Below are 10571 nucleotides of genomic sequence, written 5' to 3' on the forward strand. Positions count from 1 at the left end.
GTCCCTCATCCGTAGGGGAGCCAGGCCCGGTCGTCGAGCGTGGCGGTGACCGACGCGCGGGCCCCGGCGTCCGAGAACGTCCAGAGGGTGCCGCCGACGACGAGCGACCGCCGGATGGACGCGCCCGGGTGCCGCACCTCGCCCGCCTTCGCGACGCCGTCCCGGGTCACCCTCAGGACGAGCGCCCCGTCGGCCGCGCCGCCCGGCTCGCTCACGGGCAGGACGGTGTGGCCGGTGGGCGCCCAGTACAGGAAGGCGTGCGGGTCGAACTCGGCGGCCGAACCGGCGCCCGGCACCCGGTACGCGGCGATCCGCCGCGGTTCGCCGGTCACGTCGAAGAGTGACACCTGCAGGCCCTCGACGCGTCCGGAGGCGTCCGCGTCCTGCCCGACGCCGAGGAGCCGTCCGTCCGCCACCGGATGCAGGTAGGCCGAGTACCCGGTGATCTTCAGTTCCCCGGTGACGCGCGGGCGGCGCGGGTCGGACAGGTCGAGCACGTACAGGGGGTCGGTCCGGCGGAACGTCACCACGTAGGCGGCCGGGCCGGTGAAGCGGACCGCGTAGATGCGCTCGGTCTTCCCGAGGCCGCCCACCCGGCCGACCCCGTCGAGGCGCGGCCCGCGCTGCCGCAGCACGTGCAGGGAACTGCTCGACACGCGCGCGTCCGCGGGACTGGACGTCGTCGCGATGCGGAGATGCCCGTCGTGTTCGGACATCGAGTACTGGTTCAGCAGCCGCCCGGGCACGGATCCGGACGCGGCGAACTCCGGGAGCCCGTCCGGGCGCAGCGCGATCTTGTGGACGTCCGTGCGCTCGACGCTCCGGGACCGGGCGGCGTACGGGCGCGGCGGGGTGCCCGTGACGTACAGGTTCCTCCCGTTTCCGTAGACGGTGGAGCCGTCGACCGCGATCCCGACCGGGCGCGGGTCGGCGAGGTCGCCCGCGAGGTCGACCGTCAGCACGCTGAGCATCGAGCCGCTCCCGCTGTACGCGGCGGGGCGGCTGACCCGGCCGCACGGCGCCCGGTGCTCGGCCCGCGGCCCGCCGTCGCCGCGCTCGACGGTGAACGCGGGCAGCCAGGCGTCCAGCGGAGCCCGCATCACCGCCCGCCGGTTCGCCTCGATCGCGGCGTCCTCGCCGCGCCCGGTTCCGGCCGGCCCCTCCCGTCCCGCCGGCCCGTCCGGGCGCGGTTCCGGGAAGTCGATCCGCGGCGTCGATCGCGCGACGACGTGGACCGTCCCGCCGTTCTGCCGCGCGTCCACGTACTCGGTGCCGGACGTCAGCGTCGCGACGACGCGCGGCGCCGCGGCGACGTCCACCAGCGTCAGCCGGGTGCGGGGCGCCGGGGGAGCGGGCGGGGGCGGGGACGGGCGCCGGGGCGAACCGGCGTCGGGGAGCACCGCCCGGCGTTCGAGCGTCCGGAACGTGCGCCGCGACTCCAGCACCAGGACGCGGTCGCCGTCCATGAGGAGCTTCCTGTCGGCGTCCCAGGCCTCCCCCGGAAGGTCCAGCGTGTGCGCGATCCGCGTGGACGCGGGGTCGATGACGTGCAGGTCGCCGTCGCCGATGGCGACGATGCGGCGGCCGTCGGTCTTGACGAGGTCGGGCTCGTCCGCGCCCGGCTCGTGCGCGTTCGTCCCGGAGTGCTCCGGGACGGCCGACGCCGCCTCCGGTGTGGCCCCGGATGCCGAGCCGGGCGCGGACATGCGCTGCTTCTCGGGCATCGAGGAGTCCGGAGCCGCCGTCCCGCCCGGCCCGACCTGCTGCGCGGTCGCCCGCCGCAGCCCGTCCAGCAGCCGCTCGCAGTCGCGGTAGGCGACCAGCGCCATCGGCGGCGCCGGCACCGGCACCGGCTTCGGGTCGTCCCCCGCCCGCAGGGCGCAGCCGCCGGACACCACCACCGACGCCACGGCCACCGTGATCGCTGAGAGCGTACGTGCACGCATTCGCGTGAGACGCGCGCGGGAGGCGTCCGGTTCCCGCCGGGAAGCGGGACACGAGACCCGGTCGAGATCGTTCCCCCGGACGGTGCGCGTCCGGATATGCCACGCTTGGGTCATCTGCCCCCGCCTTGAGGAGAACGCCCCCGTGTGGCACGCCGAGACACCGGATCGCATCGGCCCGTACCGGGTGATGGACCGGCTCGGCGAAGGAGGCATGGGCACCGTCTACGCGGGGACGGACCAGTCCGGCCGCAAGGTCGCGATCAAGGTCATCCGGCGCGAGTACGCCGCGGACCCGCAGTACCGGGCCCGGTTCGAGTCCGAGGTCCGGGCCGCACAGCGCGTCCGCCCGTTCTGCACCGCGCCCGTCCTGGACGCCGACCCGCGCGCCGATCCGCCGTACCTCGTGACCGAGTTCGTCAACGGGCAGAGCCTCGACGCCGCGGTCGCCGAGGGCGGGCCGCTGCGCGGCGCCGACCTGGAGGCCGTCGCGGTCGGCATCGCCACCGCGCTCACCGCCATCCACGACGCCGGCGTCGTCCACCGCGACCTCAAACCGGCGAACGTGCTGCTGTCGACCTTCGGCCCCCGTGTGATCGACTTCGGCATCGCCCGCTCCCTCGACGGCACCCGGCTGACCGCCACCGGAGGCATCGTCGGCACCCCCGCGTTCATGGCCCCCGAGCAGCTGGACGGGCGCGGCGCCTCCCCGGCGTCGGACGTCTGGGCGTGGGGCGCCACCGTCGCGTTCGCCGCCCGGGGCGGCACCTGCTTCGCCGGGAACTCCCTCCCCGCGATCATCCACCAGATCATGAGCGCCGAACCGGACCTCGGCGGCCTGGACGGCTCGCTCCTGCGGGCCGTGCGCCGCGCGCTCGCGAAGGACCCGGCGCACCGTCCGTCCGCCCAGGAGCTGCTCGACGGCCTGATCTCCAGCGGCGTCCGCGAGCACCCGGTGGAGGCGCGGAGCCGCACCCACGCGCCGTCGCCCTCGCCCGCGAACCCGCCCGCGAACCCGCCCGCGAACCCCTCCGCGAACCCGCCCGCGGAGGACCCGCGGCCGACCCGTCCGCCCGCGCCCGGCCCGTCCGCGGGCCCCGCGCTCGCCGACGGCGAGGCCGCGGCCCTCGTCGAGCGGCAGTACCGGCAGGCCGCCCAGGCCGGCGACCCGGCGGCGATGCGCAACCTCGCGGCGCTCCTCGCCGGGCAGGGCCGGACGGCCGAGGCCGAGACGTGGAACCGCTACGCCGACGCCGTCGCGACCCGCCCCGCGCCGCCCTACGCGCCGCCGGGCCACCACGCGCCGCCGGGCCACCACGCGCCGGTGAACCCGCACGCGAAGCCGCCGCTGAACAGCTACGCGATCTACGCGCTGACGTTCGGGCTCGTCGGCCTCGTCACCTGCGGCCTCCCGTCCATCCCCGCCATCGTCGCCGGGCACCTGGCCTGGAGCCGCGTCCGGCGCTCGGGCGAGCGGGGCCTCGGCCTCGCCCTGACCGGGATCGCTCTCGGCTGGATCATGGTCGCCCTCTGGCTGCTCCTGCTCATCGGCATCCTGGCGCCCCCGACGGAGGGCGCGTGAACAAACCGGTTGTGCCTCCGGCCCGCCGGATGGCACCGTAGATCACGTCAGCCCGTCGAAGACGGTGACGCCAGACCCCGAGAGGAGGACCGGCCATGGCACTGCAGCAGCTCCGCTATCGACTTGGCGGCTATCGACTGCCCTCGGCGTCGCACGCCCGCCCCGGCCGGTATCCCGCCTCCTAGGCACTTCCCCGGCCGAGCCGCCGCGAGCGACGCCTCCTCGCCCGACCCACGCGGCTCTACCCCAATCGGCAGAGGGACCACTTTCAGGAAGTGGACGTTCCGGGTTCGAATCCCGGGAGCCGCACGCAAGCCTCCGTAGTCCAACGGCAGAGACGGCAGCATGAGGTGCTGTGCGCTGGGGGTTCGAATCCCTCCGGAGGTACTGACGCGGGTTCGCGTCCCCAGGGACGCGCCGACCCGCGCCGGGGGGCGGCGCCGACGCCGGAGAGTCGGGCCTGCCTGTAAAGCAGGTGCCTCGCGCTGAGTGGGTTCGAATCCCACCCGCCCCACCTCGGTCAGATCTGGCCTTCGGGCTTCGCCGGGATCGTCGCCTGGATCGCCGGTGCGAGCTCGATGAGGACGTCACCCGCCGGGTGGTACTCGGGCGGGACCGTCACCTCGACGTACGCCTGCCGCGCGACCGCCGTGAACGTGACCGGCGGCTCGCCGGGGGCGGGGAACCAGTCGAGACCGTTGATCGTGACGAGCTGCGACTCCGGCCGCAGCGCCGCGGGGCGCGGCACGCCGCAGCGCAGCCCGATCGCGGGCGACCCCCACGCCGCCGTGAGCGCCGACTCCGGCGAGGTGTCCCGCCGGTCCCGCCCGTGCAGCTTCTCCGGCAGCCGCAGCCCTTCGCAGAGCCGCTGCGTGGCCGCGTCCGGCTCCGGCGGCCGGACCTGCACCGCACCGTCGCCGCACGCCGCCGCCAGTACCGCCACCATGGCGAGGGCCATCGCCAACGCCCCCCGACGCCTTACCATCGACAGTCTTGCTCTCTCCGGTCAGATGTGGACGATCGGGCAGGTCAGCGTTCGGGTGATGCCCTCGACGGTCTGGATCCGCGCGACGACGAGCTTCCCGAGCTCGTCCACGTCGTGCGCCTCGGCCCGGACGATCACGTCGTAGGGGCCGGTGACGTCCTCCGCGCGCGTGACGCCCGTCATGCCGGAGATCTGCCCCGCCACCTGGGCGGCTTTGCCGACTTCGGTCTGGATGAGGATGTAGGCCTGCACCATCACGTCCTCCCCGGGCGGAGAAAATGCCGTCGGACGGTTCACCGTATCGCGTTACCCGGTGCGGCGGGGCGCCCGGGGCGGTACGAACCGGCGTCCGCGCGGTGAAAACATGGACGGATGGCGACGATCGGGGAACTGGGCGAGTTCGGGCTGATCGAGCGGCTGACCGGGCGGCTGCCCCGCGGCCCGCAGGTGCGGCTCGGCCCGGGCGACGACGCGGCGGTGATCGCGGCGCCGGACGGGCGCGTGGTGGCCACCACCGACCTGCTCGTCGAGGACCGGCACTTCCGCCGCGACTGGTCGGGCCCCTACGACATCGGCCGCAAGGCCGCCGCGCAGAACCTCGCCGACGTGGCCGCGATGGGCGCCCGGCCCACCGCGCTGCTGGTCGGCTTCGCGGCACCGCCCGGCACGGAGGCGGCCTGGGCGGACGGGCTGTACGCGGGCCTCGCCGACGAGTGCGAGAGCGCCGGGGCGTCCGTCGCCGGGGGAGACGTGGTGGGATCGCCGCGGATCACGCTGGCGATCACGGCGCTCGGCGACCTCGGGGGAGGGGCGCCGCTGACCCGCGCCGGGGCGCGTCCCGGCGATGTCGTGGCCGTGCGGGGGCGGCTCGGCTTCGCGTCGGCCGGTCTGGAACTGCTCACCGCCGGACAGGACGGTCCCGCGGAGCTGATCGCGGCGCACCGGCGCCCGGAACCGCCCTACGCCGCCGGGCCGCAGGCGCGGGACGCGGGGGCGACCGCCCTGCTGGACGTCAGCGACGGGCTCCTGCAGGACCTCGGGCACATCGCCGGGGCGAGCGGGGTGCGGATCGAGGTCGAGTCGGCGGCGGTCCCGGTCGCGGGCGTCCTCGGCCCGGACGGGCTGCGGCACGCGCTCACCGGCGGCGATGACCACGCGTTCGCGGGCACGTTCCCGGCGGCGGATGCGCTGCCGCCGTCCTGGACGCGGATCGGCGCCGTCGCGAGCGGAACGGGCGTCCGGGTCGACGGCCGCGTTCCGGAAGGCGGGGGCTGGGACCATTTCCGCATGTGAACCGAGCTTTTGCCGTTTTTAAGGAGAGCAGGGCGTTCGTCGGGCCGGTAGGCATATTTGGTGCCGGTTTGGTATACATCCCCTGACCGACGAGGAATGGAATGGGACGACACTCCAAACCCGAGCAGCCCGAGGACGAGCCCGCGGCGAGCGCGCAGGCGCCGCCGGGCGGGTCCTTCGGCACGTCCGGCGGACCTCGCTACGACGGCTTCACCGGTCCGACCGACGATCAGGTGTTCGTGTCCCGCCGGGGAACCCACCGGCGGCCGTCCGCGCCGGGGCGCGGGCCCGGCCCGGCGTCCGGCGGCCACGGCACCGGCGGCCACGGCACCGGCCCCCGCGCCACCCTGCCGGACGGCGCCCCCACGATGCCCCCAGGCCGCGCCGTCCCGCCTCCGCCGCCTCCCGGATCCGCTCGGCCCGCCGCGGCGGGCGGACCCGACCCGGAGCGCCCCGACGGGACGGACGCGTCCGGGCGGAAGCGGATCGCCAGGTTCGTCGGTTCGCTCCCGTTCCCGCTCATGCCGATCGTCGCGCTCGTGATCGCGGTCGGCATCGTGTCGTACGCGCTGAGCACGCAGCAGATCTCGCTCAACTTCGCCGGCGGGGCGCCGAAGAACCCGGAGGCCACGGCCAACGACAGCCAGGTGCTCCAGCACGGCCCCGGGCGGGGCTCGGCCGCGGCCGGCGGACGCCCGGACGGGCTCGTCGTCTCCTTCAGCGTCGCCTCGCGCGACGCGGAGGGCTTCGAGGCGTCCGCCACGATCGCCAACCAGGGCGACGCGCCGGTGGCCGAGTGGGCGCTCGCCTTCACGATCCCGGACGCCGTGGTCGGCGAGGTGCGGGGCGCCAGGGTCGCCGAGGTCGGGCGGCTCACGCGAGTGCACGGCACGACCGCGATCCCGGCGGGGGAGACGGTGAAGATCGTGTTCACCGCGACCGGTAAGCCCACCAAGCCGTCGTACTGCGTGCTCAACGGACTGGCGTGCGCTCTGGCCTGAGCCGTGCCCGCTCGGACTGTGCCCGCCCGGACCGACGCGCCAGGGGACGATCCACCGCAAGCGCAATAAGGTGGACGTATGCCCCATGACGCGCCCGCTCCCCAGGCCCCGCCGCTCGTCCTCACCATCGCCGGCTCCGACTCCGGGGGCGGCGCCGGCATCCAGGCGGACCTCAAGACGATGCTCGCCCTCGGCGTGCACGGAATGAGCGTGATCGCCGCCGTCACCGCGCAGAACTCCCTGGGCGTCCAGGGCTACTGGGAACTGCCCGTGGAGGCCGTGCGCGCCCAGCTCGACTCCGTCATGTCCGACATCGGGGTGCACGCCCTCAAGACCGGCATGCTCGCCTCGACGGCCCTCGTCGAGACGGTCGCCGAGGCCCTCGCCGCCTCGCCCGCCCCCTCGGTGGTCGACCCGGTCGGCGTCTCCAAGCACGGCGATTCGCTGCTGGCGCCCGAGGCCGTGGCCGCCGTCCGCGGGACGCTGCTGCCCGCCGCGACCATCGTCACCCCGAACCTCTACGAGGTGGAGCAGCTCACCGGCGTCAAGGTCGTGGACGAGTCCGGGATGCGCGAGGCCGCCGAGGCGGTCAAGGCGCTCGGCCCGCGCTGGGTGCTGATCAAGGGGGGCCACCTGCCGGGCGAGCCCGCCGACCTGCTGTTCGACGGGGAGCGCGAGCACCGCTTCGGCGCGCCGCGGCACGACAACCGGCACACCCACGGGACCGGCTGCACGCTGGCGTCCGCGATCGCCTCGCACCTGGCGCTGGGTGCGGACGTCCCCACGGCCGTGGGGCGCGCCAAGGAGTACGTGACGGGAGCCATCGCCGCGGGCTTCCCCCTCGGCACCGGCATCGGCCCGGTCGACCACGCCTGGATGCAGCGCGGCTGAACAGGGCCGTCTGAACAGGGCCGTCTGAACAGGGCCGACCGGACGGGGCCGACCGGACGCGCCCGTCCGGACATGCGAAAGGTCGGCTCATCGGACGCTTCCGATGAGCCGACCGGGACCCGCGGTCAGACCGTGGGCTTGACGATCTTGCCGGCCTTGATGCAGGACGTGCAGGCGTTGATCCGCTTGGTGCCGCCGTTCACGACGGCGCGCACGCGCTGGATGTTGGGGTTCCAGCGGCGCGGGGTGCGGCGGTGCGAGTGGGAGACGCGCATGCCGAAACCGGGTCCCTTGCCGCAGACGTCGCAGACGGAAGCCACGGGAAACTCCAAGTGGGTGTCGATGCTCTAACCGGAGCGCCGCCCGTCGCCGTAGGGGGCGAACCGGACATCATCGGCGCTCACGAGGGAACGCCTGGACGAGGCGCATGGATCAGAGTAGCCCACCGCGCCCGCGATGAGCGAATCGGCCTGCGCGAATGCGGACCGGCCGGCCCGCGGCGCCTGATTCCCGTCACCGGGATGGGCTAGAAAGGACGGCGTGGCGAATCTCGACGAGCCGTTGCGGAAGGTACTCGGCGACAAGACGGCCAAGGTCCTGGAGAAGGGCCTCGACCTGCACACCGTCGGCGACCTCCTGCACCACTACCCCCGCCGGTACGCGCACCGCGGCGAGCTGACCCCGCTCAGCGGCCTGCAGGACGGCGAGCACGTCACGGTCATGGCCGAGGTCGTCAAGGTGCAGGGCCGCTCGCTGACCCGCAGCCCCGGCTACGTCCTGGAGATCACCGTCACCGACGGCACCGGGCGGCTCAAGCTCAGCTTCTTCGGCCGCAAGGGGTCCTACAAGCCCGAGAAGGAACTGTCCCCCGGCACCCGCGGCCTCTTCGCCGGCAAAATCAGCACCTACGTGCCGCGCAGCGGGCAGGTGCAGCGGCAGCTCACCCACCCGCAGTACAAGGTCGTCGCGGAGAAGACCGCCGAGCAGGCCGCGCAGGAGTGGGCCGACGAGATCATCCCGATCTACCCGTCCACCAAGGGCCTGGACATCGAGGCGATCAGCAAGTCCGTCGGCACGGTGCTGGACGGCCTGGAACTGCCGACCGATCCGATGCCCGCGCCGCTGCTGCGCCGCCGCAACCTGATCGGCCTGGCCAAGGCCTACGAGGGCATCCACCGGCCGCGGAGCTGGGAGGAACTCGGCCGTGCGAAGGCCCGGCTCAAGTGGGACGAGGCGTTCGTCGTCCAGGTCGCCCTGGCCCAGCGCCGCCGCGCCGCCGGCGCGCTGCCCGCGAAGCCGCGCCCCGCCCGTCCGTCCGGCCTGCTCGCCGACTTCGACGCCCGGCTCCCGTTCGAGCTGACCGACGGCCAGCGTGCGGTCGGCGGCGAGATCGCCGCCGACCTCGAGCGCGAGCACCCCATGCACCGCCTCCTGCAGGGCGATGTCGGCGCGGGCAAGACGGTGGTCGCGCTGCGGGGGATGCTGCAGGTGGTGGACGGCGGCGGGCAGGCGGCGCTGCTCGCGCCGACCGAGGTCCTCGCGCAGCAGCACCACCGGTCGATCACCGGGATGCTGGGGGAACTGGCCCGCGCCGGGCAGCTCGACGGGGCCGAGAACGCGACCCGGGTGGCGCTGCTGACCGGGTCGCTGGGCGCGAAGGCCCGCAAGGAGGCGATGCTGGACGCGGCGTCCGGCGCGGCGGGCATCGTCGTCGGGACGCACGCGCTGCTCCAGGAGTCGGTGCAGTTCGCCGATCTGGGCCTGGTGGTCGTGGACGAGCAGCACCGGTTCGGTGTCGAGCAGCGCGACGCGCTCCGCGAGAAGACCGCCGGGGGACGGCCGCACGTCCTGGTCATGACGGCGACGCCGATCCCGCGGACGGTCGCGATGACGGTGTTCGGCGACCTGGAGACGTCCGTGCTGGGGCAGCTCCCGGCGGGCCGCTCGGGGATCCAGACCGTCGTGGTGCCGCCGGAGAAGCCCGCGTTCCTCGCCCGCACCTGGGAGCGGATCAAGGAGGAGTCGGGGCAGGGCAGGCAGATCTACATCGTCTGCCCCCGGATCGGCGAGCAGGAGGGCGACGAGGGCGACTCGCTCGACACCGAGGAGGGGCGCCGCTCCCCGCTCGGGATCATGGAGCTGCTGCCGAAGCTGGAGGAACTCCTCGCCGGGCTGCGCATCGGCGTCCTGCACGGGAAGCTGCCGCCCGACGAGAAGGACGCGGTGATGCGCCGCTTCACCGACCGGGAGCTGGACGTCCTGCTCGCGACCACGGTCATCGAGGTCGGCGTCGACGTCCCCAACGCCACGGTGATGGTGATCATGGACGCGGACCGGTTCGGCGTGTCGCAGCTGCACCAGCTGCGCGGCCGGGTCGGGCGGGGCTCCCTGCACGGGCTGTGCCTGCTGGTCACCGATGCCGAGCCCGGCTCGAAGGCGCGCGAGCGGCTCGACGCGGTCGCCTCCACCACCGACGGCTTCGAGCTGTCGCGCCTCGACCTCGAGCAGCGCCGCGAGGGCGACGTCCTCGGCGCCGCGCAGGCCGGCCGCGCGTCCAGCCTGCGCCTGCTCACCCTGCAGCGGGACGAGGACGTCATCCGCGACGCCCGCGAGGAGGCGACCGCGCTCGTCGACGCGGATCCCGACCTGGCCGGGCATCCCGGGCTGGCCGCCGAGCTGGCGGCGCTGCTCGACGAGGAGCGCGCCGACTTCCTCGAGAAGGGCTGATCCGCCGCCGCTCCGACGGCCGGTGCACGAACGTCCGATCGGACGGGAGTCACGCAGAACGCACGGCTCGTCACCCGCGTCCAATTTCATGGCGGATGCGGAGTGGCCATCCGGTGCCGCCGCGGGTACGACTCCCGTGGCGGATCGCG

The 10571-nt window shown here is 74.5% G+C and carries 9 protein-coding genes and 3 tRNA genes; 8 read left to right on the plus strand and 4 right to left on the minus strand.

What is annotated here, in order from left to right; genetic code table 11:
- Positions 1-5: 5 nt before the first annotated feature.
- Positions 6-1916: a beta-propeller domain-containing protein gene (locus F7P10_RS33685; RefSeq protein WP_218040223.1), complete on the minus strand. Its 1911-nt coding sequence runs from the start codon at positions 1914-1916 to the stop codon at positions 6-8.
- Between the two features lie 172 nt (positions 1917-2088).
- Here F7P10_RS33685 and F7P10_RS33690 point away from each other — a divergent pair, with 172 nt between their 5' ends.
- The 4 genes from F7P10_RS33690 to F7P10_RS33705 all read left to right on the plus strand — a co-directional run bounded on the left by F7P10_RS33690 (position 2089) and on the right by F7P10_RS33705 (position 4039).
- A complete protein-coding gene (locus F7P10_RS33690; RefSeq protein ID WP_151015717.1) occupies positions 2089-3525 on the plus strand; it encodes a protein kinase in 1437 nt (478 codons plus the stop codon).
- A gap of 235 nt (positions 3526-3760) precedes the next feature.
- A tRNA-Leu gene (locus F7P10_RS33695) sits at positions 3761-3834 on the plus strand.
- A 5-nt stretch (positions 3835-3839) separates the two neighbouring features.
- A tRNA-Leu gene (locus tag F7P10_RS33700) sits at positions 3840-3912 on the plus strand.
- A 44-nt stretch (positions 3913-3956) separates the two neighbouring features.
- A tRNA-Tyr gene (locus F7P10_RS33705) sits at positions 3957-4039 on the plus strand.
- A gap of 6 nt (positions 4040-4045) precedes the next feature.
- On the opposite strand, the gene F7P10_RS33710 is transcribed toward F7P10_RS33705, so the two are convergent.
- Complete coding sequence (locus F7P10_RS33710) at positions 4046-4483, minus strand: DUF3515 domain-containing protein (RefSeq protein ID WP_254716160.1); 438 nt, start codon at positions 4481-4483, stop codon at positions 4046-4048.
- Positions 4484-4531: 48 nt separating this feature from the next.
- Complete coding sequence (locus F7P10_RS33715; protein ID WP_151015721.1) at positions 4532-4765, minus strand: Lrp/AsnC ligand binding domain-containing protein; 234 nt, start codon at positions 4763-4765, stop codon at positions 4532-4534.
- A gap of 117 nt (positions 4766-4882) precedes the next feature.
- Between F7P10_RS33715 and F7P10_RS33720 the strand changes: the two genes are divergently transcribed.
- The 3 genes from F7P10_RS33720 to thiD all read left to right on the plus strand — a co-directional run bounded on the left by F7P10_RS33720 (position 4883) and on the right by thiD (position 7695).
- Positions 4883-5803 (plus strand): thiamine-phosphate kinase, encoded by a 921-nt coding sequence (locus F7P10_RS33720; protein WP_151015723.1) that lies wholly within the window; start codon positions 4883-4885, stop codon positions 5801-5803.
- 101 nt (positions 5804-5904) lie between these two features.
- A complete protein-coding gene (locus tag F7P10_RS33725; protein ID WP_151015725.1) occupies positions 5905-6804 on the plus strand; it encodes a cellulose binding domain-containing protein in 900 nt (299 codons plus the stop codon).
- 78 nt (positions 6805-6882) lie between these two features.
- Positions 6883-7695: a bifunctional hydroxymethylpyrimidine kinase/phosphomethylpyrimidine kinase gene (thiD, locus tag F7P10_RS33730; protein ID WP_151015727.1), complete on the plus strand. Its 813-nt coding sequence runs from the start codon at positions 6883-6885 to the stop codon at positions 7693-7695.
- A 125-nt stretch (positions 7696-7820) separates the two neighbouring features.
- Here the strand turns inward: thiD and rpmB are convergent, their stop codons facing one another.
- Entirely contained in the window at positions 7821-8015 is a 195-nt protein-coding gene (rpmB, locus tag F7P10_RS33735) for a 50S ribosomal protein L28 (RefSeq protein ID WP_075907336.1), read from the minus strand.
- 220 nt (positions 8016-8235) lie between these two features.
- On the opposite strand from rpmB, the gene recG reads away from it, so the two are divergent.
- Positions 8236-10422 (plus strand): ATP-dependent DNA helicase RecG, encoded by a 2187-nt coding sequence (gene recG / locus F7P10_RS33740; RefSeq protein ID WP_151015729.1) that lies wholly within the window; start codon positions 8236-8238, stop codon positions 10420-10422.
- Positions 10423-10571: the final 149 nt, after the last annotated feature.

The organism is Actinomadura sp. WMMB 499, assembly GCF_008824145.1.
Classification (GTDB): Bacteria; Actinomycetota; Actinomycetes; order Streptosporangiales; family Streptosporangiaceae; genus Spirillospora.

Bases quoted from the DNA above. Each gene is read 5' to 3' on its own strand.
- F7P10_RS33710 (WP_254716160.1), bottom strand. From the start codon at position 4,483: ATGGCCCTCGCCATGGTGGCGGTACTGGCGGCGGCGTGCGGCGACGGT.
- F7P10_RS33715 (WP_151015721.1), bottom strand. From the start codon at position 4,765: ATGGTGCAGGCCTACATCCTCATCCAGACCGAAGTCGGCAAAGCCGCC.
- F7P10_RS33720 (WP_151015723.1), top strand. From the start codon at position 4,883: ATGGCGACGATCGGGGAACTGGGCGAGTTCGGGCTGATCGAGCGGCTG.
- F7P10_RS33725 (WP_151015725.1), top strand. From the start codon at position 5,905: ATGGGACGACACTCCAAACCCGAGCAGCCCGAGGACGAGCCCGCGGCG.
- thiD (WP_151015727.1), top strand. From the start codon at position 6,883: ATGCCCCATGACGCGCCCGCTCCCCAGGCCCCGCCGCTCGTCCTCACC.